This is a genomic window from Arthrobacter sp. efr-133-TYG-120 (assembly GCF_030209785.1).
GTDB lineage: Bacteria > Actinomycetota > Actinomycetes > Actinomycetales > Micrococcaceae > Arthrobacter.
The window spans coordinates 1-24,878 of sequence record NZ_JARVRI010000024.1 but is presented as its reverse complement, the minus strand read 5'-3'; the positions used below and the strand labels follow the sequence as shown (position 1 = coordinate 24,878).

Genomic DNA, 24,878 nt, shown 5'->3' with positions numbered 1-24,878 from the left:
ACGGTAATTCTTGGGGCAGCACATTCACAGGCGGTGAGTCGCACCACGGGACGATAGTCGGACGGACCAATCCTTCGGCAGGCGGAAGTTCGCTGTGCCCCCGGCGAAGAGGGCCGCATCGAACTCAATGTCCCCTCCACAGAACGCAGCCTGGCGGAAGTCGACGAGTCCGCCAGAGAACAGGAACTGGGGACTGGTTCCGTCCAGCGGATCCTCGCCCGCACCCTTGAGCCTGTCTTGAGTGTGTCGGTAGTGAGGCTGATTCCAAGAGGGGGTAAGAAACGTCGTGTGTCCACTCACTCAACGGTGGCCGGGGCAGCGCAGTGACGGGCACCATCTGGGTCCTCCTCGCAGTCGCGCCCAGCACGGTTACATCACCGCCACTCTTCGCAGCTGGGCAGGAACTGTCTGGATCGTCTGAATCGTGATCTTGTGCGCGCTGCTTGGGGGTGGACTGCTCACGCTCATCGCCCGCCGGTACGGATTCGACGAACTTGCACGAATGATGCCCAGGCCAGCCGCAGCTCTGCAGTATCGAGCCTTCTACGGAGTGAGCCTGGCCGGAATCGCCGTGATGCTCGTCGCGCTCACCTTCCCGATCTCTATGGTGAGCTGGTCCGCAGGCATGGGTCAGACCACAGCCGCAAGATCAGAGCCGAGATCGTTGAGGAATGGGCTGGCCGTGAGATCGCATCTGGCGCCGCCATCGTTCGACCGAGGCCGTATGCCTGAGCTAGTCAGGGCAACACTCACACACCGATCCGGTGAGGGCATTGCAAGATCGAGTGATCGGTCAGCAAGTACCGGAACGATGTCGCAGCACCGAGAGTTGTCGACCAAGCGCTTGATCGAAACGTACGGCGAGCTCATGTTTCTTGGCCCCCTTCGGCCGCGGTTGTTGAGGGGCCTTCGGAAGGACTCCAACGCCATGCGATCTCGTCAGTCGATGTTGGCCTGTGGCCCTCCAGACCAAGATTCCGCTTGCAGGACGTTAGTGCTGTTCCAAGTAGCCCCTGGAAGTTGTGGTCCCATCGCCAAGGATGGTCCTCCGACATCGGGGGGTGAGTGATCTGCCCTGCCGCCGCTGTCGTCAAGGCAGGAATGTCACCTCGTCGATCATCCGCCCGAGGTCTCGCCAGACACACCGGTGCTGGCCCGATCCATCCGCCCCGTGAGGCAAGCCAGACGTGCTCTGGGCAACGAACCTGTCGAAGACCCGGATCAGGGAATGCCGGAGAAACCCTCCAGCATGTCCCGACTTCCGGAAAGGAGCGTAATGAATTACGGAAACCATGCCGCCACCGCGCCAAGGGGTACGCGCGTCGTTATGACCGGTGCCGGCGGGAACATCGGCCGTGGCCTCGCCCCACGACTCCTAGCCGCTGGATACCAGTTGACCCTGTCCGACCTTAAACCCGTCGACGGCCTGGCTACGGAAGCACGCTTCGACGCGGCGGACGTCCGGACCGGAGAGGGCCTCCAGGCCGCGATGGTCGACGCCGACATTCTCGTGCACCTGCCGGCCCTGCACGGCATCCACGTCGCCGATCACACTGAAACGGAATTCTGGGACCTCAATGTAAATGGCACATTCCGCACCCTGCAGGCGGCCGTCGCCGCCGGCGTGGGGAAAGTGGTCTGGCTTTCCTCGCAGGCTTGGCATGACTCGAGCGACGTCTACGGATTCACGAAAGTCATCGGCGAGCAGCTTCTGGACTATCACCGGATGCGCCACCGCATCTCATATGTTGCGGTCCGCCCTGCTTCGCTGGTGCCCTGGACGGACTGGGCCCGTGACTATGGTCGCGGCCTGCTCTACGAGCGCGTAGATCGCAATGACGTGCTCGACGCAATCGTGTTGTCGACGGACTATGTGGCAGCAAACGACGGCGGGCTGGTGTTGGATGCCCTCCATCCGGACGCAGTCCCGGCCGACGAGTTGCGCGACTGGGAACATGATCCAATCGGCACCGTAGACCGTCTCTTCCCTGGGGCAAGGTCCGTAGTCCAACGGTTCGGCCTGGACATTTCAACACCTCCCGTGCGGCCAAGCAAACTCGGCTGGACCGAGACAGGCTACGCGCCGAACCGCGACTTCGGTAGATGGATCGACGAAGTCACCGGACTCAGCGACGATCAGGTGAAAGCACGAACCAGCGACTATTGAACGTCATCGAGTCGGGATGGCAACGAGCGTCACCACCGTTCGGGAGTGGACTCGCACTGGGGAATGACCCGGGGCGGTGTCCGGGCCGGGGTGAATCCAGCGTCGGACATAGGGCCGGTGGCCCATAACCTCAGAATGGATCCGCCCGGTGAGGCGGGGAAGGGCAGAAATGTCGACACCCGAATCACTCGGCGACGCCCAATAGTTGAGGTTTGTCAGTCTGCCGTCCCAAGCCCCCGCATACGGTACGCCGTGTTCTTGTCCATGTTCCAGCCAGCGATCGTTCCGTTGCCTATGAGTTGATCGCTGATTTTGGCCAGGCGGTAGCCGGGGTCTGCTTCGAGTGCTAGTTCGAGGTATTGGTGTGCTTTGCTGCCGCGACCTTCCCACCAGCTGATGTACGCGATGGCTGTGAGAAGCGGTGCCGCGTGCTTTGTGCTGCTGTTGGTGTAGGCGTGGAGCAGCACCTCCTCGGCCCACATGACGCGGGACCATTGCGGCTTGTCGGGAGTCTGGGCAAGCAGGATCCGTTCCATCGGACCCTCGACGCCTGGAATGTCTGCCATGAGCTGGTCGCGGATCGCGGGGAACTGGAAGTTGGCGATCAGGGCGACTGTCTGGTCATCGCTGGGGATGGTCTCTGACTTGAGGATGTCGGCCCAGAAGGTGCGGGCCTGTTCGATGGCGCGGTGGTCGTGGGTGACCCGGATGGATGCAACCTTTGCCTCGACGGCGTCAAACGTCGCTGTCTCTTTGGGCGAGGCCGGCAGGGTGATACGGTCTGTGGATGCGACGGCGCTTCCGCGGTAGACGAGTTCGGCGTTGATTTCGCTTGAGGCGATCATCGACAGAGGCAGTGGGGCAGGTAGGCTCGGATCGTCGTCGAACGGCGAAACTGTTTCGTCGCCAACGAGGAGGCCGTCCTTGATGGTGATGTCGCGTTCGGCGAGGGCACCGGTGAGGGCGGCGATCATCGCTGCGTATGGTTTTGTGTCCCCGGCTTCCGGAGCGGCTGAGGTGTAGATGGCGAACAGGGCGCTGGTGGCTTTGGGGTCGTTGGCGAGGTAGTCGGCGACGGTGCGTGCGTAGGCGAGTTCGCCGCCGTCGTGCTTTGGCAGGTCCACGCGGAGGGTGGCGCCGATGCGGTTGGTGTCGATGGTGATGCAGACGAGGCTTTCGTGGGGCCAGAAGCCCAGGGTGTGGCCGATGAAGCTGAGGACATCGGCGGGTGTTTTGATGGTGAGCGTTTCCACGGTGATTCTCCTTGACGGGCGGCCGTTCAGTTTTCGGCGTCGTTCTGATAGCGGAGCCACCGCTGGGATGAGGGCCGGAGCGCAACTTGGGGTACCGGGAACGATCCAAAAGTTCGCGAAGAAACAAGCGACGGAGGAGCGCCGAACGAAGTTTTGGATGGTGAGCGGCGCGTAGCGCCCTGGTTGCGCGGAGGTCCCGCCCAGCGACGATCGAAGACCAGAATGACAAACAGCGATGATTCCTATGGCTGTCCATGGCTGGGTTGTGGCGGCGCGGCATGACGCTTCGCGGTCTTGTTCTCCCGGCGGGAACTCTAGCGGGTGGGCCTGGTACCGGAGCGCCGTTCGAGGGCGAGTTCGGCGCGTTCCACGATGGCCCGGTCGTGGGCGTCGAGACGCCGACCGGCCGCGGAGGTCGCCATTTCGCAGTCGCGGATCTCGACCAGGCGGCGGTGGAGCTGTGTTTCCGCATGCCGGCTGAGCACAATGAGTCGAGTGGCTCGTCGATTCTCAAGGATCAGCTCACGTTGGCTGGAGGCTATGCGGTTCCAGATCGGCCCGATTTCCAGGAGCAGTAGCCGGACATGGAGTACGAAGGTGCCGTGTTTGAGGTGACTTGCGAGCCGGGGGAGAAGTAAGCCCAGGCTGACAAGGAGAACGGCGAAGGTTTCGCCGACCCAGTACAAGAACGTCAGGACAGCCGCGGCGGGGCTGGCGGTACCGTCGATCTTCGTGACGAGCCCGTAGAGCAGGCGGTCGAGGAGGACCAGGGCAAAGAGGATGCATCCGATGGATATGAGGAGGAAAGCTGAGCGGAAAGCTGGTCCTCGCATGCTCGGGAGATATTTGTGGCACACCCGTGCGATATCGAGGCAGATCCACATGATGAACGTTGACCCGGTCCATAGGAACACCGCCATTCCGGGCTGGTCCCCGTAACTCAGGGGCAGGTTCGGGTCGGTGACAGGGGTGCGGCTGGCAATGAATCCGGCCGTCACTGCGGAGCACGAGATGACCGCAGCCCACCGGCCGAAGGCGAGTTGCCGCCGTCGTGCTTCAACATCGCCGACCGCCGCAAGCAGAATGGCGGTCCGGAACTGCCAGAATCCTAGGAGCAACGACACGAGAGTAGCCAGGCCTACGCGGTTCCGTCCACCGAGCATTGTGTCGACTTCGTAGTAGACGGCGGGGATGTAGAGGGTGCAGGCGATTGCGGCCAGGATGGTCGCGCGGAAGACGCTGCCGCGGTGCGGATCGAGCGCGGCGGGCAGCCTGAGGATGGTCAATACCCAGAGGGTGGCTGCCGGGACGTATTCCATCAGCCGAAGACTTGACGGAAGGCCAGTGGCTCCGGTGGGGTGCCGGCGTCGCTGTTGATGATGCGGGTTGCGAGCTCATCTGCGAGGGCTTCGGCGGCGAGTTCGGCGTCGTCGGTGTAGCTGCTGCGGGCTAGGGCGCGCAGCACCATCTCGCCGTCGAGATCGGGGAGAAGGGCTTTGACCAGTTCGCTGCTAATGCCCTCAATATCGTGGTCGAGGATCATGTGGCTGAATTCGTGGAGGATGATCTGCTGCCGGTGCCAGTCGGATTTGGTCGGGGCATGGAGGACGACGTCCCGGTCCTCGCAGATGAGCCAGACCCCGCACACTTCTTCGTTGGCTAGTTCGGGCAGTTCCGCAACCGTGATGGTTCTGCCGCGCTTTTGTTCCAGTTTCTTGTGGATGAGCTCGAGCGTGGCGTTGTTGGGCAAGCTGAACGCGTGTTCGGCCTTCCTCGCTACTTTGCGGGCTTCACGGTAGTTCATTGCCGGACGGGACGGGGGAGTGCGGAACGTTGGCCGGGCCGATCTGGTCCAGGGAATACCCGCCGGGGTACAGGCTCGAGCCTGCGTCGCCGGGGATGAAATGCGGCTTGGTTTTCAGCGGACGACGGCGGGTGATTGCGTTGCGTACGGTGAGTCCGGTTTTGAGGGCGGCCCGGGTGATCCGGCCGGCTTGGGGGAGGCCGAGCGCGTCGGTGAGGCGGTCGTCGTCGAGCATAGTGCTGATGAGCCGTTTCGCGAGCGGGCGCAGGACCTTCGGCAGACGGTCCTGGAACACCTGGACGGTGACGTCCATGAGGAGTTGACCTTCGGCCGACGGAGCGACGTGGCTGGCCTCGTAGTGGTCGAAGAAGGCCTCGGCTTCTGCGTAGGTACCGGGCATTCCGGGGATGTTCATACGCGCGCCCAGTTCCGTGAAGAAGCGCGAGGCGGCCGCGAGCTCGGCTACTGCAGGTTGGCGCCAGGCGTATTTCTGGATCCAACGGATCGGCACAACCAGCAGGGTGAGGAGGACGTAAAGGAAGTCGTCCTTGCTTCCGGGGACGCTGCGATGGACACGGTTGAGTAGCTCGACCATGTGCTGGCCGCGGTCGCTGTCCAGGCCGCAGGCGATCAGTTCGTAGATCACGATGGCCGTGTCGTACGAGCGCTTCATGGGGCGCTGCTGGATCTCGGCGTTCGCGTTCAGGGTCGCCGCGATGCTCGGGATCGCAAAGTTGCGGTAGTACGAGAGGAAGAACCCGAGCTCCATGTCCGCGGCGAGGTCGAAGAGCACCATCTGGCGGAAAGTCGCTTCCCAGCCGTCAGGAGGAGCGATTTCCTGACGGTGGAGGCTCGCGGCAAGCGTGGCGTTGATGTTCACAGTGCCCCCATTCGCTGTGCTCTCAGTCCGCGTTCGAAGCTGGGGTTTTAGGTCCCCTGTTCAGCCGACCTATTCCATGGTAGAACCGTTGCGATTGGGTGGCTAGTTAACATGTAGACAGGTCTACTTTTGTAGTTCAGTGGTGCCCTTTTCCAAAGCTCGTCGGAGACCCGTTTGGCCCCGGCGCATCATGAGAGTGTGGGCTGCCGTGAAGGCCGGCGCAGCGATAGGTGCCAGAAGGTTCATCCAACGCTGAGTGGGTCGTACCTTCCATTCGATGTCCATGCGTGTGGCTGTGCCGTTTGCTTCTGGGCTGAGGGTGACCCGCCCGGTGCCTTCCAGATGGCCGCCGGCGTCGAACTCAATCTCGCTCGGGGTGACGACTTTTGTCGGATGGATGCTGACGGTGAGCGTGTAGCCAAGGACTGCCTTGAAGTTGAGGCAGGACGTGGTGGCCTTGAGGACGTCCTCTTGGGACGTGCTCCTCGGTTCCGTCCGAACGAGCGGTGCGGCAAAGCTGCAGTCCGGCCACCAGCTTGGCCAGCTCATGTCAACGTCGGCGATGATCGCCCAGACTCCCACTGGCGTTGCGGGGAGGTGCCAGGTGGAACTGAGGTCGAAGAGGCGTGGTGTCATGGGCATATTTTGGCACCGAAGCAGAAGGCACAGACAGTTCGATACGTCAGGTTGGCGTGAACATGACTTGGTGGATGAGCTGCGCCAAGCTGTTGAAGTCTAGGAGACACTGGGGCTGATCTTGTGCCGCGCCCAGAAACATTCGGGATGCCGGTTTGTGAATGTATACGCTCCGAGAGACAGACTATGTCGCTGTTCGTGAACACGCTGCACTTCCCACCGAGGAGGTCGGAGACGACATCGAGCTTCTTTTGAAGCACTGAGCGATCTGTCGATCACTCGCGCGGGCATCGGCGAAGGCGCGGAGCCGCGAAGCCCTGATTGGGACTCTGCCGCTGGCTGGCGCCAGAACGATAGCCCTCAAAAGGACTTTTACGCTACGCTCCCGGCAGACACCAGCCCTTTCCTCCCGCAGCCCTTGGATTGGAAACGCTGGTACGCAGAACAAGCGGTCGCGACTCAAGAGATCACCCATCGGATGGTCCGGCGCTGCGCCTGGCTGTCCCTGAGCCTGAGTAAAGCATTTTGCTTTCAAATTGGCGAAGCCTTGGTTTGGGTCAGGGTGCGGATGATGGAAAGCAACATCGTCTACATAGCGATTGGCGCCCATGGGCTAGCGGATCCGAAGACATATGCGCTCCTGATGAGCTCATTTCCTGATGTCAACGTCGACGACTGGTTGCCTGAGCCCGACGGTATAGCCGAGATCCCCGTTGAACCCGGCGAAATGGTGTTTTCTGCGATCCTCAGTACGGCCAGCCAAGGCCAGCTGCTGGAGGAAGCGGACAAACTTGAGTGGGAACTTGACCCAGCTTGATCCGGTCCGGTGAGCTGATTCCGTAACAGCAGGCACACTAGCTCGGCCCGTGGCAGGGATTCTTCCTTTCGCGCGGGCGTGCCGGGATGTACCGCGTTCTGCCCACTCCCGCGGAAGTGCTGTGGGGGCGCCCCCGGTTGCGCGCGTTAACACCAGAGCGCCGCCGAGATAAATACCTCTGCGACGGGCAACCAAGATCTGTCCGCCACACGTTTACCCCACGGAAACGATGAAAAACGACGACATGTCAGTGACCTTGCGCAGCACTAAAAACGCCTAGATTCCGCGGATTTTCAAGCCAACACCAGCCATTGGCAACCCATGAAATATGCCCTCCCCTGAGAAGAGGTCAGGAGTTCGAATCTCCTCACCTCAGGTTTCCTTGGTACTGGTTTGGTACCATGAGGTATGGCTATGAATCTACGCGTTCCCGAGGACCTCGACCGCCGTCTCGATGAGCTTGCCGCCGAGGAGCATACGTCCAAGTCCGCGCTTCTTCTCCAGGGAGCCGAGATGGTCCTGCAACGGCACGGCCGCCGTCGCGAGATCAGTGAGGGTCTGGATTTCGTGATGAGCCATGACGCGGAGCTGCTCAAACGCCTTGAGGATGCATGAGTTTGTACCTCGAAATCGAGGACGCATTGCAGGTGATCGACCGGTACGGGTTCCATATCCGTGACATCGGGCTGCTCGCCTCCGCTCTAGCGCGCCCCGCTACGACGGTCATGGGCACTGAAGCCTATCCTCAACTGGCCATGAAGGCCGCGGCGCTCCTGGAGTCCGTGGCCAGGTTTCATCCGCTCATCGACGGCAACAAGCGCACCGCCTGGACACTCATGGTGCTCCTGCTCTGGATCAACGGCTACCGGCACGACTTCGACTCCGACGAGGGCTTCGACCTGGTGGTGGGCGTGGCCGCCGGTGAGATCGATTTGCAGCGCAGCGCCATCGTGATCGAAAAACATCTGATTCGACGCTAGGTCCCGCGGAGCGGTCCCAAGCTGATGGCTGGAACTCTCTGGCGTTTGGTTCGGGGGAGTCCTAGGGGCGGATGCGGGCTGTTGACAGTGTCAACACTTTTGCTGTCGGACTGGGTCGTATATCGGTCGGATTGGGCCGTACTCGGTACGTTTTCGGGAGTTCCCAGTTTTTTCAAGGCTCGGAAGCCGGGTCGAGTCCCACCTTGGGCACAGCATGACCCCTCGTCAGAGGGGTTTTTGCTTTAACGTGTGGACATTGACCCTCCGCGGGTCCCTCTGACGCTGTTCGCGGTCTGTGCCAGGCGCCGCGGTCGCCTGTTCGGTTGTGTGGGTGGCGGTATCAGGGTCCTGGCTTGGGGGCCTTCCGTCTGCTGGAATCTAGGGGTATGGGTCGTCCTTTCTGGCTGTAGCGGTGGCCAGTTGTTGGCCTTTACTCGTTCATGGTCAGGAGTTGTGGTGACGACATGACCAAACCGAAATAATCTACGAGGATCTTCCTCGAATAACAGTCTTCGGCGAGCGAGGTAGAGGGCGCCAGTGCGTGTTTGTCCGGCCAAAGGGGGTGTTCACATTGTGCACACCTTTGTGCACTGCGGCTTTTTGACCTGCATCTAAATCCCCCTCCGGGCTCTGCCTTCGCCAGTTCATGCAGGTCTCTGTTCCGGTCGACATGACTTTGCGGCCCGGATCATAGGTTCTTGTCGGACGTTCCTGTCATCGGGCACCTCTCATGGCATATCTGTTGCCGGCGTACGATCCGTCGACAGAGTTAAGGTGTGTGGGATCCGGACTCTTCTTCCCTCAACGAGTCATCACGGTCAATGGCGGTAAGGGCGGCTTCGACATGACTATCTCAAGGCGCTCTCCGACCGTGCCAGTTCCGCGGGCGCTCCCTCAGGCGCTCATGTTCATTTCCCGCTCCAGGAGTGTCAGTCCGTTTGGGCACCGCTAGATCGCCCATTCCACCTGAGGTGTCCAGTGACAGTCATCCCTATCGTGAGGCAGCTTGCCGCGGCCATGGCCAGGACTAGATGCACATGCTGTAGTGCCGCTCCCGTCAAGGCTCCGGCGAGGATGGCAGTTACTGCGGCGAGCCTTCGATTCCACACTCGACCCTTCGGCCGGCCGACCAATGACTCCCCCGCGAAAGAGACCAGGGTCGAAGTGACCACGACCGTCGTCATGTCACGCACGGCGAGCCCCCGCGCAACGCAGGCCTGGAGTCCCATCTCGAAGGCCATGGCCGTCGCGAATACGTTCTTCTGCATAGGGCTGAGTTGCCCGTCGAACAGCCAGGCGGCCGCACTTACTGTCATGAGTATGAGGCTGGAAGCCCCCAGAATGGCTGACACCCGCCAAGTCCATCGGAGTTCGGGACCGCGCAGAACCCACCCGGCACCCGCAGCCCCTGCGCTGAAGCCTGCCAAAGCGATCAGCGGGCCGAATAGAGGTAGGCCCGAGCTCCCGGCCAAAGCCATGCCGATGATGACGATGTTTCCGGTCATATTGCCGACGAAGACCTTGTCGAAGCCAAGGTAGCCGACAGCGTCTCCGACGCCCGTCGCAAATGTCAGGACGATCATCAGCCAAATTTTGAGAGCCTCACGATCGGCGTTATTGGAGGAGTTTTTCGAAGTCTGAAGAACAGACAATATGTTCAGCCTTTCGGGACGGCGATTAATCTACCGCCGCCAAGTGGAAGAGGCCGCTGGGGTCAGGGACTCGCCCTCAACAGGTAGCGGGTGGGGTTCTGATAGAGGATGATGGCGGCGTAGCGGGTGGCGAAGGTCGCAGATTCGCTCCTTGAGTCGGACGAAATCCGGGAGCCCGTTCAGTGGCGGTTTGGCTGGCAGCATCCACGCGCGCGACCAACGGCGGGACATGCTGCCCACGATCAATTCGGGTCAGGTTTCAGATTTATCGCGGTGAGATCTTCGGCTTGCTTACCCCGACCCGGGCTCAGACATGTCGTTGTCCATGAAGCGGGTCGGCGACCACTTTGCCGATTGGGGCGAGTCCGACGAAGATCGCGGCCTTGTCCGGTTCCTCAAAGTCAACCGTTCGCCCCGATGTGACAAGGTCTTCGAAGCCTTTCTTCATGGACCCCATGTCGTTTGCCATTATTGTCACCGCATACAGTCGCTCAGTCTCTGAAGTGTTGCGGATGTGATGTACGGATCCGCTTGGAAGTATTAGTACGTCTCCCGACTTGATGGAGACCGTGTGCTCGTCGCTTACGGCTTCGCCTTCACCGTTGAGGATGATGAAGATTTCAACGGAATCCGAATGGGAATTGGCCGGCTGCACGCCCCGTGGTTCCCAGATTTCAAAGAAGGCGCTTGTCGGAGAGCCGTCGGACGGCCCGGTTAGCGGTACGAGCTTGACGGTGTCGCCTGGAGAAATCGCGTGTGCGATCAGGTCGTTTAGGTGCTTGAGGATTGGCGCATCGGCCATGGGGTCCTCCTTCAGGTCATCGAGTGCGTTCTGCAAGCACCGCGTCGGGTTCGGTAGTGAAGCCAGAGCACTGCCGCATGCGAAGATCGTGGCATTAAAGGCAGCAGGGGTTGATGTGGTAGCTGCTTCATCGACGAGCGATGCTCACTTCACGGCGCAGTTGGTCCGCTGGCCGACGGCCGGAAGGTCACGGAAGAAGTGATCATGCGTCATCCCCGGCCAGCCGGAAACGAGAGATTTCATCCAGCGCCGCGGCGGCTTGGGCGACCGCTGCCTCGAAAAGGGCAGCGCCGTCGGCTGCGTTGGCCCACCTCGGATCCCCCACCACCCCAATGGGACCGAAGTCGTTCGAGAGCCAGCCAAAGCTGACGGGTTTGGAGTGGAATCCGATGTATTCCGCGTCGGCAATATGGGCGGGCACGTTCCGCTCGGCGAGTGACATGTCCACCAGGTCGGGGCGGATGTGCATGATGAGCGAGGTCTCACCGTGGCCGCCGTGGATGCCGAGCCCGCACTCTTCCTCTGGCGGCGCCACGCCGTCGGCCGAGACCCGGCACCCCATGAGAAAGGTGTTGAGGCCGAAGCGGCGGCGGATCTCCCGCAAGGCCACCTGCAAGAGCGCCACATTGCCGCCGTGCCCGTTCAGGAACACCAGCGTCCTGGCCGGGGTGGAGGCCACGGACCGGCCGATGTCGATCACGGTCTTCATCATCGCGTCCCAGCTGAGCCACACGGTTCCCGGTGCCCAGGCGTGTTCGTCCGATTTGGTGTAGGCCAGGGTCGGCAATATCCAGGCGTCGACGCCGGCGGCAGCCGCGCGCTCTACGGCAGCGTTGCCCACCGAGTCGGCCAGGAGGTAATCGGTTATCAGGGGCAGGTGCGGGCCGTGGTGTTCGATCGCGCCCGTGGGCACCACGATCACTGACGATGGTGAGAGGATCGAAGCGGCGGCGGGGCCGGAAAGTTCTGCGAGTTTGCGAGTCATCGCTGGGCCTCCACCGTCATGAGGCCGTGCGGCTGTTCTTCGTCGTTGATGAGCTTCCCGGGGTTGAGGAGCCGGAAGGGGTCGGTCACCGCGGCGAGGTCCTTGGTTCTCTGGACCTCGAAATCGACGAACCACTGATGCGGGTTGTGGACGCGCACCCCCAGGTTCTTGAGCCGCTCCAGGCCGGCCTCCACTTCGGCCTTGCTTTCGTAGCGCCCGGCGAGCTGGCCGATCGGGTAGTCGCGTTGTGCCTCGATGTGGAGCATTCCGCCGGGGTACACGGCGTGGACCTCGTCGATGCGTTCAATCAGGGCATCGCCTGCCACTTCGACGTGGAAATAGGTGTCAGGGTGCGCCTTCTGTAACCACTCGATTGGATGATTGTAGGAGATCATGCTGAGTTTGATGACTGCCTGAGGGCCTCCCCGGACGTCTTCCACGTGCCCGCCCGCCTGTTCGACGAGGGCGGTGGCAGCGGGCAGGGCGGCCACGTCCAGGATGGCGCGCAGGCTGGCCCGGCCAGCCGGGATGGCCGCATCGACGGGCAGCGCGGCGGCGAGCATCGGCAGGTCCGCCGAGACGAGGCGCGGGGTCGGTGCGACCTGCCCGAGCTCGCGGATGATGGAAAGCGCCCCCTCGAAGGACGGGAAGCTCGCGTAGAACGCGCGCCATTCGCGCAGCGGTTCGAGTTTTACGGTGGCGCGGACGATGATGCCGGCGGTGCCATAGTTGTGAAGGTAGCTTTGGGCTTCTGGGCCCTCGACGTGGATTAGCTCGGGATTGGGGACGGCGTGAACGACGTCCAGCGCGATCACGAAGTCCCCCTGGGCTATGACACCATGCTCGATGGAGCCGGTGCCTCCGGACCCGCCGGAGAGGAAGCCGCCGATGGTGCTTTGGGCCGTGGACGGGTACATGAGCAATTCCTGGCCGGCGGCGCGGGCTGCTGTTTCCAGCTGGATCATGGTGGCCCCGGCTTCGGCCGTGACATAGCCGTCCCCGACGTCGAGAATGCCCTTCGCCCGCGATACGTCGAGGACGAGCCCGCCTGGCATCGGAATTGCCTGGCCGTAGTTTCCCGTGCCCTTGCCCCGCGGGGTAATGGAGACACCGTGGCGCACCGCCGCCCCCACTGCCTGGACGATCTCATCGGCCGTAGCCGGGAAGGCGACAAGGTCCGCGAGGCCGAGCGGAAGCTGCTCCATGATGACAGGTGAGAGCTTGGCTCCGTCGATCGAGGCCTTCTCACGCATCGCAAGGTCGGTGGTGACCCCGCGCTCGCCCAGAATGCCGCGCAGCTCCCCGGCCAGCGCGTCGATCGTTGTTTGAGGGTAGGTGTAGTTCATGATTGCCACTTTCGTTATGGAAAGACCGCAGCAGGCGCCGGCCGCGCTGTCGAAGGCACGGCCGGCTGCTGGTCCCGCGTTGCTGTTTTCGGGGCTATTTCAGGCCGATTGAGGTGTCGATGTACTTGTTGGTGTAGATGTCTTCGGCCGTGAGGCCAGGTTTGGGGGTGCTTCCCGGCTTGGTGAAGAGCGGGACGGATTGGTCGAGGATCGTCTTCACCCGATCGGCGTCGAAATCGCCTAGCGTGGAGTTGTTGCCGTTGCCCACGATCTTCTGTTCGATCATGGTCTTCACGGAGAAGTCGGCGACGCCCTGGGAATAAACCCAGCCCGTGTTGTACTCCTTGACCAGGTCAAGGATGAGGCTCTCAACGGGCTTTGGATCCTTGAAGAAGTCCACCTCTGCCTGCTGGAGCACGGGCACAAGTTTGGCGAGGCAGCCGCCCAGCTTGGATTCGTCGGCGGACCGGATGGAGACTGCGGCTTGGTAGATCTGCCATCCGGTGTCGTGGATGAGCTGGTAGGCTACAGGTTTCTTCCAGGCCGATACTTCGTTTTGGTAGATGTATGGTTCGGCGCTGGCGAAGCCCTGCTGGGCGTCTTTGCCTCCTCCGGCGACGAAGTTGGCCGGTGTTCCGTCATAGCTTCCGTCAAGTACCTTCTCGGAGAGGATGCCCTTCGCCGTCATGTATTTCATCCAGCTGGCGCTGCCGAAATAGCGCACGACGCCGTGATTTGCAGCAAGTTCGGGGCCGAGTTCAGCAATTGTCTTGGCCTTGTATGTATTGGGGTCCCACATGATCATTTGGGGGTTGATATCCATTGGAGCGAACACCGCCTTTGTGGGCATCGTCGCGGAGAGCTGGACTGCTGCGTCGGTGTTGATGTAGCCGAGGGTGATGGCCGGGTCCTGGTACATCTGGGACGCCACGCTTTGGAAGCCGATGGCGGGACCGCCGGAACGGATCTCCACATTGACGCCGGTGGACTTGCCGCCGGCGTAGAGGGGGCCTGAGACGGACTTGTTGCCAGCGTCGATCGTGGGGTTGGGACCAAGCAGCTGGTAGAGGTGGCCATGTTCGCTCTCCGGGTTCCAGTCGGTCTGGATCACGACGTTGGCCGGGCAGCCGGCGGCCTTCAGGTCAACCGAGCCGATGGTCTGGTCTGCCGCGCTTGCAGCAGGTGCCGTGGCGTTCGAGGAGCCGCAGGCGCTGAGCGTGAGCGCTGTGAGCGCCGCGACGCCGGACAGGAAAATGGCGCGGGTTGAGGTGCGGGATGTTGGGCGTTGCATGTGTCTCCTCAAGTGGGAAAAGTTCCTGAATGGATAAGGATGGGACGTGCACGGTGAAACATTTGTGGGGTGGGCGGGCGCGGTCTTTAGCGGGCGTCGACGTCGTACCAGGCGCCGACCACGAACTTGGTGATCAAGCCGAAGAGCCAGAAAATCACGACGCCGAACAGTGAGGCGGCGATGATCGCGGCGAACAGTTCGGCGGATTCGACGCGTGATTGGTAGTTGCTGATGAGGGAGCCGATGCCGGGGGTGCCGCGGCGGAAGAAGAAGTCTCCGACGATGGCGCCGACGACGGCGAGGCCTGCGGAAATGCGCATGCCGGCGAAGACCGCCGGCAGGGCAGCTGGCAGTTGGAGCTTGGTCAGGACCGTCCAGCGGCTGGCTTTCTGCAGCCGGAAGAGTTCAAGCTGGGAGCGGTCAGCCGATTGGAGCCCGAACAGGGTGTTCGAGACGACGGGGAAGAGCGCGATCATGACACACACCACGGTCCGGGAGAAGAAATCGAAGCCGAACCAGAACCCGATCAGGGGCACCAAGGCGAGGATGGGGATGCACTGCAGGATCACGGCGTAGGGAAACAGCGAGCGTTCGATCCATTTGGCCTGTGACATTGCGATGCCCCATGCCATACCGATGACGATCGCCGCAGCGAGACCGGCGAGGGCGACGGCAGCGGTCTGCCCCAGGCTTGCCAGGATCTCGCCAAGGACTTCCGGGGCCAGGAAGCCTTTTCTGACCACCTGGTCCGGAGGCGGCATAAGGAACCGTCGCTTCTCGTCCAGCACCAGGTAGCTGACTGCGTACCAGAGCCCCAGGAGCATGAGGGAGACGAGCACGGGCGGAACCCATGTGGCCGTCTTGGGCCTGCGAACCCGAACATCGGGCGTCGTTCGCTTGATGGGGGAAGGCCCGGAGGCTGTGGCTTTGGGGGACTTCTCGGGGTTGATCGTGGCTGACATCAGTGGTGCCCCTCTCGGAGTGCGTGGGAGACGTCGCCGACCAGGGCGGCGAACTCGGGGGTGAAACGGATGTCAGGGTCACGAGGCACAGGGAACGGCACCTCAAACGTGCGCACAATCGCTCCGGGCCGGCCCGACATGACCACCACCTTTGTGGAAAGGTACACGGCCTCGGAGACGGAGTGAGTGATGAACAAGCCCGCAAAGCGGCGCTCGGCGAAGAGCCGAAGAAGTTCATCGTTGAGTCGCTCGCGCGTAATCTCATCAAGGGCTCCGAACGGTTCGTCGAAGAGGAACAGTTCCGGGTCCAGGGTGAGTGAACGGGCCAGGGAGGCCCGCATCTTCATGCCGCCGGAGAGCTGCCGCGGAAGGTGCTCTTCGAAGCCTTTGAGCCCGACCAGTTCGATGGCCTCCCGGGCCTTCTGCGAGCGGATAGCCCGGGGCTCCTTCCTTAACTCGGCCAGCAGTTCGACGTTGGATTGGACGTCGCGCCACGGTAGCAGGGTGGCATCCTGAAAGACGTAACCGATCCGGGACGTGGCAATGTTGACGGTTCCGTGGGAGGAGCTTTCCAGCCCGGAGGCGATGCGCAGCAGCGTGCTCTTGCCGCAGCCGGAAGGTCCGACAACGGTTACGAACTCACCCTGGCGGACCGTGAGGTCCACGCCCGAGAGGGCGACGGTCCCGTTGGGGAAGGTCATTTCGACATCCTGGAAATCGAGGAGCGTCGTCCCCTCGTTCCGGGTTTCCGACAGCGCAGCTGCCTGTGTTTCGGTCATGCGGAGTACCTCGGTTCCATGGGGGCTGAAAGTTGACGCAGACTTGCGGGGGTGGCGATGCGGCGCGATATTTCGCTGTGTGCCACGAGGCGCCCCGCGTGGATGACATATCGGTCAGGTGAGGCATTTGCGACCACATCGCCGATACTGGTGCCGCGGATGGCCACTAGCTCGGCGTCCGCGCCCTCCACCGGGCCGGCCGCGGGCATGCCCATGACGGAGCGGGCGCCGACGGAAACTGCCTGATAGGCCTCGGCAGGCGTCAGATGCGCGGCGACAACGAGCAGCCCTGCCGTTTCGAAGGCGTCGCTTCGCCCCACAGGGTTGAAGGGGTCGCGGACGTTGTCGGCCCCGGCACCCAGCCGGGCCCCCCGGTCAAGGAGCGTTCGGACTGCAGTGAGGCCGCGCGGCGTCGATGCCGGGTGGTCCCAGCCTTGAAGGTAGAGGTTGGTGATCGGGAGGGTGACTATGCCGAGGTCGCTCGCGAGAATCTCGTCAATCACACCGTGGAGGCCCTCCGGTTCGAGGGTTCCCAGTCTGACGCAATGACCGGCCGTCCTCATCCGCCCCGCTGGCCATTCGCGGACAAGTCGGGCGAACTCGACGATCGTGAGCTCGCCATCCAGGCTCTCGTCCGTGTGAAGGTCGACGCCGACGCCGCGGCGTTCGGCGAGTGTGATCAGTCGGCGCAGATCTGCAAAGGGGTCTGCGCTGAGATGTGGTGATCCGCCCACGAGGTCGACTCCGAGATCGAGGGCTGCTTCGATGTCGGCGTCCGGGACCTCGGAACCTGCAAGGGCCACAAGTTCGAGGTCCATGAGCCCTTCGAGCTCCTGGCGGACAGCAACAAGGGCTTCGACGCCGCGGAGGGGTTTGTCTCCGAGCAGGACGTCGACGTGGCACCGCACCGACGTGGTGCCGTTGGCGAGCAGCGTGAGCGCCGCTTCAAGGGCCCGGCCGCGGATGTCGTCGACGGTCATTGTGGAGGCGTGGCGGCGCCACGCCTCGATCGCGTCTCGCAGATTTCCTAGGGGAGGCCGGATGGCCTCCGCGGACAATGCCTTGTCAAAGTGAGCGTGCGGTTCGGCGGGGGCCGGGAGGAGCATGAAGCCGCTGAGGTCTATCTCCGCTCCGGAGCCGGACCGCCTGCCTTGCCCAGCGGCCACGACGCGGCCAACCCGGTTTCCGTTGATCTCTACGTCCCGGACGGTTCCGTCGGGAAGCGTAGCTGAACGAAGGAGCGAGATATGGAAAGGCAGCTGGTGCATCCGGTCCTCCGATTTCATTGCTCTCGATGTGTGGCAAAATGTTGATACACTCAACATGTTGATAGCTTCAACATACGGTGGTTGTGTTTCGCCCACGTAACAAGTCGGTTTCCCGACCGTGAATCAGCCGGGGTCCTGCACCACGGCTGGTGAAATTACAGTTCCATAGTCCTGAAGGACCGAAAGGAGTCACGGTGAAAAACCCGGTAGACGTGGCGCGATCCGGCGGCGAAGGCACCGGCCGGGCCCCCGCCATTGACAGGCAGATCGCACTGATGGGACGGCGCGTCCGTGTGCTGCGCAAGGACAAGGGACTCACGCTGGTCCAGCTCGCCGGAGCAACAGATCTTTCGCATTCCTTCCTGAGTCAACTGGAAAGGGGTCTTGCCCGTCCGAGCATGTCGTCGCTGGATCGGATCTCCCACGCATTGGGCATCAGCCAGATCGAGCTGATGCTCGCGGCGGAGTCCCGCGGCGCGTCCTCGGACGACCACGGCAACGTCCACGTGGTCCGGGCCGACGAAGGCGTCCGCGGGCCGACGCGCAAGGGCGAGGCCCGTACCCTGGCCCGAGGGAACCGGGGAGTCATGACCTTGGAATGGCGCGACTCCAGTGTCGAACCGGGCAGGTTCTTTGTGCATGACGAGGACGAGTTCCTGTTCATCATTTCCGGCAGCGTGCTGGTGGACCTGGACGACCGCGGGTGCGAGCTGCTGCATGCGGGGGACTCGATCCACTACCCGGGCGGCACCCGGCACCGCTGGAGCTCACCGGATGGCAGCGTCTACCGTGCCATCGTCGTCAAGGAAGACCGGTCGTTGACCGGCGGGACCGGCGACGTCCACTTCGAGCGCGCGGACGCCGATCTGGACGGGAAATCATGAGCGCCGAAAACGTCGAGGTGTTCGAGGTCAGCGTCGCGGCACGCCGAGAGCTTGCGGCGGGGGTCGTGGCCTTCGAGCTGGCAAGAGCAGACGGCTCGGCCCTTGCCCCGTGGACGCCCGGTTCACATCTCGATGTCCTGTTACCTGGCGGGATAGAACGGCAGTACTCCCTGTGCGGCGGCACGAGTACCGGATCGCCCTGGCGGATCGGAGTATTGCGCGAGCCCGCCGGCCGGGGCGGCTCCATCCAGTTGCACGACTCCGCCACAGTTGGGACCAAACTGCGCGTTCGGGGCCCCCGCAACCACTTCCCGTTCGCACCCGAAGCGGGGGCCCGAATCATCTTTGTCGCTGGCGGAATCGGCATCACGCCCATCCTTCCCATGGTCCGCGAGGCAGCTGCACGGGCCCTCGACTGGACCCTGCTCTATGCCGGGCGCTCCCGGCAGACCATGGCGTTCGTGGACGAACTGCTCGCCTACCATCCGGAACGGGTCCGGATCCACGCCGCAGATGAAGGTCAGCGGCTGGAACTAAGCGTTCTTGCGGCCGACAGCCGTCCAGGACCCGGTGCCCGGCTTGCCGTGTACGGCTGCGGACCCGCCCGGCTGCTCGACGGCGTCGAGGACGCCTTCGCCGGCTATCACGGAGTAAGCGTGCATCTGGAGCGTTTCACCCCGAAGGAGAACGGCGCTCCGGTCTATAACGGACCGTTCGAGGTGGAACTCCAGCAGACAGGTGTGACCGTCACAGTGACCGAGGGCCGCACGATCCTGGAGGCCGTGGAAGAAGTCGGGGCTTTTGTTCTTTCCTCCTGCCGCGAAGGTACCTGCGGCACTTGTGAGACCCCCATCGTCTCCGGAACGGCTGATCATCGAGACTCCGTTCTGACAGCGGCGGAACAAGCCGAGAACCGTGTGATGATGGTCTGCGTCTCGCGCGCGGCGTGCAGCCGCCTCGTGCTCGATCTCTGACCCCAGCCGCCACTTTCACCCAAACGACCACTATCCAGGGAGTCCCGTGCTCACTATAACCAACGCCGAACGGATCTTCATCGACGGCAACGAGGAACGCACCGGCCCGCTGCATATCAGTGAAGGTACCGTGGTGGGCGCCGACCCCGCCCAAGACGACGGGGAGGTCCTTGACGCCACCGACTGTGTGGTCACACCCGGCCTGGTGAATGCGCATCACCACCTGCTTCAATCGGCCTTCCGCACCCTTCCTGGCACGCGCGGTGTGGCCATGAGCGAATGGCTGCCCACCATGGCAACCGCCTATGATGCGGCCAGTGTCGACCCCGAACTCGCGAGTTTTGCGGCCTCAGTGGGTGCCGCGGAGGGCTTGCTGTGCGGGGTGACCACCGTGGCCGACCACCACCTGAGTTGGCCCCGGGGCGCCGACACCGTGTCAATCGCCCGGGCAAGCGCCGAGGCCGTCCGCCGAGTTGGCGCGCGTCTTGCCTTCGTACGGGGAACCGCAGGCGACGATCCCCAGGCCGCTGCTGCCTCCGCGGAGGATATCGTTTCGGCCTTGCTGCCCGGCACCACCAGCGGGGTGAGCGGCGATGGCATGCTCCAGCTCGCCGTCGGGCCCGCCGGAGTCCACAGCGACGGCCCTGAAACGTACAAGCTGCTCGGCGAGGTGGCCCGCCGGCACGGGCTGCGTCGCAGGACCCAATCGAACGAGCAGGTTGACGTCGGAATTGCCCAGGAGCGCTACGGCCGCCGCCCTCTGGAGCTTCTGGAGGACTGGGGCTGGCTTGAGGACGATGTAACCCTGGCTCACCTGTGCGGCGTCACGCCCTGGGAGATCTCCCGGATTGCCACATCTGGCGCAACCGCGACCCATGCCCCTGGCTGCGACCTCCCCATGGGCTGGGGAATCTCACCGGTCGCCGCACTGCTCGACGCCGGCGTGAAAGTGGGCCTCGGCACGAGCGGTGGCGGCTCGAACGACGCCGGCCACCTCCTCGCAGATGCACGGCTCGCCATGCAGATTGCGCCCCTTGTGGGCCGGGCCGTGTCCGCCCGCGAGGCACTCAGCATCGCCACGGAAGGCTCGGCACAAGGCCTTGGCCGCCCCGAACTCGGCCATTTGCGGTCCGGGGCCGCAGGCGACTTATGCGCGTGGGATGTCGCAGGCATCGCCGACGCCGGCGTCGCGGATCCCGTTGCAGGGATCTTGTGGGCATCGCCCGGGCGCCGGCCACGCCATGTGGTGGTCGCGGGCAGAGTGGTCGTCCGTGACTTTCAGCTGGTCAACACGGACGAACACGAACTCGTCACGGCCCTGCGCCGACGCGTGGGCCGATAATCCTGGCCCTAGTAGCCAGGGTCGGCCGCTCGGCGATGAGGAGCTCTCATGGGTTTCTTTCGCGCCGGCGGGACTGGATCCGCCAAGGCCTGCCGACGGTGTCCCTGCCGACCTGATACCGCTTTGCCAACCCGCCGATCGACATGCCCTCCACACGGGCGTCTCGGCGGATCTTGGCAAGTGGTCGTCGCATCGAGGAGTGGACCTCGTGCACGATCTTTGAAGATGCATCCAGCAGCGAATGATGTTCTTGGCTACTCGAACCTCACCGACTTGCCGACAAATGCGGCGTGCGCGGCGCAAGGGGTTCTAAGCGTGGAGCCCAGGCAAGGCAATGTGAAGCCCGGAGGTAGTACCTGGCTATCAGCAGGACTGATCCCGTCCAGATGGGTTCTTGCAGCGCTTCCAGCCATGCGGTTTGGACATGACCGAAACGGTCCCAGTTGATGGTGATCCACGAACCGGTAGGTTCTCGGGCGTCAACGCTGAGGACGGTGATTTCCGCCGTCGTGCCGTGCGTTCGTCTGATGTCCCGGCGGCATTCCAGCAGGCGCGCCATCGCGTGCTGTCCACAGGCAGGACTAACGCTTCAACTGCTGTGTGACGGGGTCAGCGAGGGATGGTCGCCTGCATTGCGCCCGGTCCACGAGACGAACGAGAACTGGATTTCGTTCACCTCGCCCCAAGCAGTGTCGTCAGGATTCCTTGACAACCGGTCTGGCTGCACGACAAGGTCGTGTCAGGAAAGCTTGACAACGGATCGGAGTCGCTATGTGGGATCTTGACGGCGAAGGACATGAGGGCTGGGCCGCGCCAGTTCTTGACGTCGTCATCGGGGGTGGAGTGTGGACCGCCATCTCGGTCATCGAAGGTCGCGGGGTAGCCCGTGCCGACGCTGCTGCCGTCGACGACGGCGTGGCCGCGGCGGCGGCGGTCGACGCACGGGATCCTGATGCGTTAGAGGCGCCGGAAGGAATAGCCGGAGGTAGCTCTTTCGTGCCCGTCTGAGTCGGAGGGGCGCTTGCGGTGACCCCGGAGGTTCCAGGTGCGGTCACTCCAGGCGGCAGGGTGCCGGTGAGCCACAGCCGGGTCGTTCGGTGCCGGAGCAGGGGCCGTAGGCGGCTGGTAACCGGGTGCCGACCAGGCCGGCGGAGTTGCGGCCGTCGTGGGGCGTCCGTCCGGGCCACTCGCGCCGGGGGTGCCGTTGTTGATGCCAACGCTTGTGTCGGAGCCGGGCTGGCCTGCGGCCGGAATCCACTCGCACCGCAGACCTGATTGCCTTTGTTATCGAGCATGCAAGTGTCGGCTTGCGCAGGAACAGGCAGGAGCGTCATGGCGACAGCAGCAAGTGGAACGGTCAGTGCGGCGCGGCGGAACCGGAACGTGATCACAGTAGCCTCCTCGGCATCTGGCTTATTCACCGGGGACCATGCGTAGACCGGCCACAACCTCGTCTTCACGGCATCTGGCTCAGGGCAAGTTACCGGGTCGGCGCCGGGACATGCTCGCGCAGCAGGGCCGCGAACCTGGCCGGGGACGCGAGGCCTCTCAAAGGCTTTATGCGGCCGCGGTCGGCCAATTGAATTAGCTGGTGTAGCACCCTGGCCGCGTCCTGCCGCTGCCCCATGGCAGCCAGACGTGCGTCCCCGAATCCCCAGCTCGCCAGGGAATCCCTGTGCATCTGGACGATTTCCATCAGGGAAGAGATGTCAGCGAGGTCCTTATCTGAGGTGCGATATTTCCACGCAAGAGCCTTGAGGATCAGGGCTGCCTCGACGTCTGGCACTGGGATCGTGAAGGCAAGGTCTTCCTTACCTCCAAGGAGCTGTACTTTCACGTCGATCAGCAACGGCGTGCCATTCAAGGCGAACCCGAGGCCTGGAATTGCATCGAATCCGCGGCCGTTGACTTCGGTGGGGCGTGTCATCGGTCTGCCGACGCCGGTGTGCGGAATCAGCAAATCTACCTCGATCTTGGCGCCTTTTTCGTCGGTGCGGATGTAATGGTTGCCCTTCACGGCCTCATATCCGCGTGCCAGGAGCTGGTGGTGCAGGTTTTGCCCAGCTGCCACGGCCTCTCTGATTCCAGCATCCGCATCGGCCGTGCTTCGTTCCGTTGCCGCGGGGGTGGGGTAAACGTGCATGAGCATCTGGACCATGTGGCCGCCGACGATCCGGTAGTCCGCGAGCGGGATACCTTCAGACGCCGCGGCGACATCTGCCAGTGCGCGGTACCCCAGGTCTGCGGCGTTGGACATTGAGATGACGTTAATGGCTGTCATCGGGCGGTCCCGGCGAGGATGGCTTCACGTAGGTGCTCAGCGGCCTCGTCGCTGTCGACGGCGTCGTCTGCCAAGACATCTTGGAGGGTCACGAGCGGGTCAGCAAGGGGGATGCTGGCGGACACGTGAACCAGCAGTGCGGTTGCCCACAGGGTCGGGTCCTCAGGGACCGTGGTGATCAGAGTGGCCTCTTCTTTGCTGGCCCGGCTGAAGCCTGCGTCGGTGAAGTCAACAGTTTCGCGCAGGTACACGAGGACGCTGTCTGGAAGTCGCCAGGGTGCATAGATGTCCGCTGCGGCGTCACCGGAGATTAGCGGCGAGGCGCCTATCTCCTTGGCGAATGCCGCTGCCTTCTCCGCCTGTTCCGTAGGGGACTTCAGGCTGTACCAGTATGAAGACACTCCGCGCGGACCTGGGTAGTTCTGGGTCAGCCAGGACACGATCGCGGAAACGTCGTGGGCCTTCCAGCCCGACTGATCATGCTCGACAAATGGGGTGAGGAGCTTCAGGTGCTTGTTCACGGCCGGCTGGCTGATGCCGACGGCGCCCGCAAGCTCCTGCTGTGTCCAGGGGCCGTCGGCGAGGGCGAGCGCGCGCAGGATGGCCCAACGACCCCACGGGGCGCGCCCGCGGGTCTTCTCAGTGGGAGAGTCAGTTTCCTTGCTCGATTGCAGGCGCTGCACGCCTCCGATCGTGACCGACGCCGGGTCCACGGTGATGAGGTCGACTTTGTCCTGGGAGGCGGCCTGGGAGAGAGCCAGGGTCGGGTGAGATGTCACGATGAGGGTTCGGACTTTGCGTTTGAGGATGGCATCGAGCTTGCTGGGCGTCGGAGGAGCGTCGGCGACCTGCACTTTCACTTCCCGGGTGCTGCGGTCCGGCAGCGTCAAAGAGAGCGCTTCGAGGTTGCCTCCGGAAATGCGAACCTCCGCCTGTTGCAGCAGTAGCATGGCCTGCGACAAGATAGTTTGCTGTTCCATTGTCGGAAACCTTTCTGCTAGACCTAACGGGGATTATATGTCAAATAACCTTATCCGGAAAATGCCGCTTTAGGTTATAGGCGTTTGAAATAAGCGCTTGAGCGGCCATTTCCCAGTCGCCCGTGTTGGCTGGGGTTCCGCGGGGCGGCCCGGCATGAAAGCCTCGGCGATTCTGGTCGAGGAGGCAAGATGCGCGTCGCAGCAAGCATGGTTCTCCGGATCTGCTCATGTCCTTGATAGTGACCAGGACATCGACTACAACATCCGCGACGGCAAGCCCCGCCCGGTTCGCGGCGAATCGCTTGTACCGGACGGCGCGGTCGTCGACAGTCGGAACGGCGCTCCGGGAACGAGGAGGGCGGGGACGCTGTCGTTGTGTTCGGTGGCTGCGAATTCTCCGCTGGCCGGGACGCCGGCCTGCGCTCGGTTCTGGTTGGTCATACCTGTCTGTGTGCGGCAGCACCCCGGATCTGGCGCCAATCACGGGCAAAACGTAGGACCGACGCTAACCGACCCGAAACCGACCACTGGGTCGGTCAGCAAAAATCGTGCCAGCACTGGGAAGCAGGGCCCCTATATAAAACCGACTTAACCGACCTTTTAACTCTCTCTATAGGGGACCCCATATATATAACCAATACATACCTCTTCCCTATATAAGCCCGCCCATCCCCAAAAAGGTCGGTTTGGTCGGTAGAAACCGCAAAAACCCCTGCCAACACTGCGATCCAAGACCAAAAAAGGGACTGCCCCGGCTTTTGTTGACTCGGGGTCTTAGGCCGCTGTGAGCGCGGT

At 62.9% G+C, this 24,878-nt stretch carries 24 protein-coding genes; 8 read left to right on the top strand and 16 right to left on the bottom strand.

Going from position 1 to position 24,878, the window contains the following annotated elements; genetic code table 11:
• Nucleotides 1-1,276 precede the first annotated feature (1,276 nt).
• Nucleotides 1,277-2,167, top strand: a complete 891-nt coding sequence (locus QRN51_RS14050; RefSeq protein WP_284990464.1) for an NAD-dependent epimerase/dehydratase family protein — start codon at nucleotides 1,277-1,279, stop codon at nucleotides 2,165-2,167.
• Nucleotides 2,168-2,382: 215 nt separating this feature from the next.
• Here the strand turns inward: QRN51_RS14050 and QRN51_RS14045 are convergent, their stop codons facing one another.
• The 5 genes from QRN51_RS14045 to QRN51_RS14025 form a co-directional block, all read right to left on the bottom strand.
• The gene (locus QRN51_RS14045; protein ID WP_284990463.1) at nucleotides 2,383-3,420 is read right to left on the bottom strand and encodes a DUF4192 domain-containing protein; all 1,038 of its coding nucleotides are present in this window, start codon (nucleotides 3,418-3,420) and stop codon (nucleotides 2,383-2,385) included.
• Nucleotides 3,421-3,734: 314 nt separating this feature from the next.
• Complete coding sequence (locus QRN51_RS14040) at nucleotides 3,735-4,739, bottom strand: hypothetical protein (protein ID WP_284990462.1); 1,005 nt, start codon at nucleotides 4,737-4,739, stop codon at nucleotides 3,735-3,737.
• Nucleotides 4,739-5,224 (bottom strand): hypothetical protein, encoded by a 486-nt coding sequence (locus tag QRN51_RS14035; RefSeq protein ID WP_284990461.1) that lies wholly within the window; start codon nucleotides 5,222-5,224, stop codon nucleotides 4,739-4,741. The genes QRN51_RS14040 and QRN51_RS14035 overlap by 1 nt, the downstream gene beginning before the upstream one ends.
• Nucleotides 5,211-6,104 (bottom strand): oxygenase MpaB family protein, encoded by an 894-nt coding sequence (locus QRN51_RS14030; RefSeq protein WP_284990460.1) that lies wholly within the window; start codon nucleotides 6,102-6,104, stop codon nucleotides 5,211-5,213. The genes QRN51_RS14035 and QRN51_RS14030 overlap by 14 nt, the downstream gene beginning before the upstream one ends.
• Before the next feature lie 123 nt (nucleotides 6,105-6,227).
• The gene (locus QRN51_RS14025) at nucleotides 6,228-6,740 is read right to left on the bottom strand and encodes an SRPBCC family protein (protein ID WP_284990459.1); all 513 of its coding nucleotides are present in this window, start codon (nucleotides 6,738-6,740) and stop codon (nucleotides 6,228-6,230) included.
• 418 nt (nucleotides 6,741-7,158) lie between these two features.
• On the opposite strand from QRN51_RS14025, the gene QRN51_RS14020 reads away from it, so the two are divergent.
• The 3 genes from QRN51_RS14020 (at nucleotide 7,159) to QRN51_RS14010 (ending at nucleotide 8,537) form a co-directional block, all read left to right on the top strand.
• Nucleotides 7,159-7,557, top strand: a complete 399-nt coding sequence (locus QRN51_RS14020; RefSeq protein WP_284990458.1) for a hypothetical protein — start codon at nucleotides 7,159-7,161, stop codon at nucleotides 7,555-7,557.
• 408 nt (nucleotides 7,558-7,965) lie between these two features.
• Entirely contained in the window at nucleotides 7,966-8,172 is a 207-nt protein-coding gene (locus QRN51_RS14015) for a ribbon-helix-helix protein, CopG family (RefSeq protein WP_350224982.1), read from the top strand.
• A complete protein-coding gene (locus QRN51_RS14010) occupies nucleotides 8,169-8,537 on the top strand; it encodes a type II toxin-antitoxin system death-on-curing family toxin (protein WP_284990456.1) in 369 nt (122 codons plus the stop codon). Before QRN51_RS14015 ends, QRN51_RS14010 begins: the two co-directional genes overlap by 4 nt.
• A gap of 929 nt (nucleotides 8,538-9,466) precedes the next feature.
• Here the strand turns inward: QRN51_RS14010 and QRN51_RS14005 are convergent.
• From QRN51_RS14005 to QRN51_RS13970, 8 genes are all read right to left on the bottom strand, one after another.
• Complete coding sequence (locus tag QRN51_RS14005; protein WP_284990455.1) at nucleotides 9,467-10,120, bottom strand: YoaK family protein; 654 nt, start codon at nucleotides 10,118-10,120, stop codon at nucleotides 9,467-9,469.
• 376 nt (nucleotides 10,121-10,496) lie between these two features.
• Entirely contained in the window at nucleotides 10,497-10,991 is a 495-nt protein-coding gene (locus QRN51_RS14000; RefSeq protein ID WP_284990454.1) for a cupin domain-containing protein, read from the bottom strand.
• 202 nt (nucleotides 10,992-11,193) lie between these two features.
• Nucleotides 11,194-11,976, bottom strand: coding sequence for a creatininase family protein (locus QRN51_RS13995; RefSeq protein WP_284990452.1), 783 nt, complete (start codon nucleotides 11,974-11,976; stop codon nucleotides 11,194-11,196).
• Nucleotides 11,973-13,322, bottom strand: a complete 1,350-nt coding sequence (locus QRN51_RS13990; protein WP_284990451.1) for an FAD-binding oxidoreductase — start codon at nucleotides 13,320-13,322, stop codon at nucleotides 11,973-11,975. The genes QRN51_RS13995 and QRN51_RS13990 overlap by 4 nt, the downstream gene beginning before the upstream one ends.
• A 94-nt stretch (nucleotides 13,323-13,416) precedes the next feature.
• Nucleotides 13,417-14,613, bottom strand: a complete 1,197-nt coding sequence (locus QRN51_RS13985) for an ABC transporter substrate-binding protein (protein WP_284990450.1) — start codon at nucleotides 14,611-14,613, stop codon at nucleotides 13,417-13,419.
• Nucleotides 14,614-14,699: 86 nt separating this feature from the next.
• Nucleotides 14,700-15,575, bottom strand: a complete 876-nt coding sequence (locus QRN51_RS13980) for an ABC transporter permease (RefSeq protein ID WP_284990449.1) — start codon at nucleotides 15,573-15,575, stop codon at nucleotides 14,700-14,702.
• Entirely contained in the window at nucleotides 15,575-16,354 is a 780-nt protein-coding gene (locus QRN51_RS13975; protein WP_284752121.1) for an ABC transporter ATP-binding protein, read from the bottom strand. The genes QRN51_RS13980 and QRN51_RS13975 overlap by 1 nt, the downstream gene beginning before the upstream one ends.
• Nucleotides 16,351-17,622 (bottom strand): amidohydrolase family protein, encoded by a 1,272-nt coding sequence (locus tag QRN51_RS13970; protein ID WP_284990447.1) that lies wholly within the window; start codon nucleotides 17,620-17,622, stop codon nucleotides 16,351-16,353. Before QRN51_RS13970 ends, QRN51_RS13975 begins: the two co-directional genes overlap by 4 nt.
• 194 nt (nucleotides 17,623-17,816) lie before the next feature.
• Here QRN51_RS13970 and QRN51_RS13965 point away from each other — a divergent pair, with 194 nt between their 5' ends.
• The 4 genes from QRN51_RS13965 to QRN51_RS13950 all read left to right on the top strand — a co-directional run bounded on the left by QRN51_RS13965 (nucleotide 17,817) and on the right by QRN51_RS13950 (nucleotide 21,830).
• A complete protein-coding gene (locus tag QRN51_RS13965) occupies nucleotides 17,817-18,506 on the top strand; it encodes a helix-turn-helix domain-containing protein (RefSeq protein WP_284990445.1) in 690 nt (229 codons plus the stop codon).
• Nucleotides 18,503-19,480, top strand: coding sequence for a PDR/VanB family oxidoreductase (locus tag QRN51_RS13960; protein ID WP_284990444.1), 978 nt, complete (start codon nucleotides 18,503-18,505; stop codon nucleotides 19,478-19,480). Before QRN51_RS13965 ends, QRN51_RS13960 begins: the two co-directional genes overlap by 4 nt.
• A gap of 46 nt (nucleotides 19,481-19,526) precedes the next feature.
• A complete protein-coding gene (locus QRN51_RS13955; RefSeq protein ID WP_284990443.1) occupies nucleotides 19,527-20,822 on the top strand; it encodes an amidohydrolase family protein in 1,296 nt (431 codons plus the stop codon).
• Between the two features lie 771 nt (nucleotides 20,823-21,593).
• Nucleotides 21,594-21,830 (top strand): hypothetical protein, encoded by a 237-nt coding sequence (locus tag QRN51_RS13950; protein ID WP_234750513.1) that lies wholly within the window; start codon nucleotides 21,594-21,596, stop codon nucleotides 21,828-21,830.
• Between the two features lie 472 nt (nucleotides 21,831-22,302).
• On the opposite strand, the gene QRN51_RS13945 is transcribed toward QRN51_RS13950, so the two are convergent.
• The 3 genes from QRN51_RS13945 to QRN51_RS13935 form a co-directional block, all read right to left on the bottom strand.
• On the bottom strand, nucleotides 22,303-23,103 hold the full coding sequence (locus QRN51_RS13945; RefSeq protein WP_284990441.1) for a hypothetical protein: 801 nt from the start codon (nucleotides 23,101-23,103) through the stop codon (nucleotides 22,303-22,305).
• On the bottom strand, nucleotides 23,100-24,083 hold the full coding sequence (locus tag QRN51_RS13940) for a winged helix-turn-helix domain-containing protein (protein ID WP_284990440.1): 984 nt from the start codon (nucleotides 24,081-24,083) through the stop codon (nucleotides 23,100-23,102). The genes QRN51_RS13945 and QRN51_RS13940 overlap by 4 nt, the downstream gene beginning before the upstream one ends.
• 255 nt (nucleotides 24,084-24,338) lie before the next feature.
• Nucleotides 24,339-24,524, bottom strand: coding sequence for a hypothetical protein (locus QRN51_RS13935; RefSeq protein WP_284990439.1), 186 nt, complete (start codon nucleotides 24,522-24,524; stop codon nucleotides 24,339-24,341).
• Nucleotides 24,525-24,878: the final 354 nt, after the last annotated feature.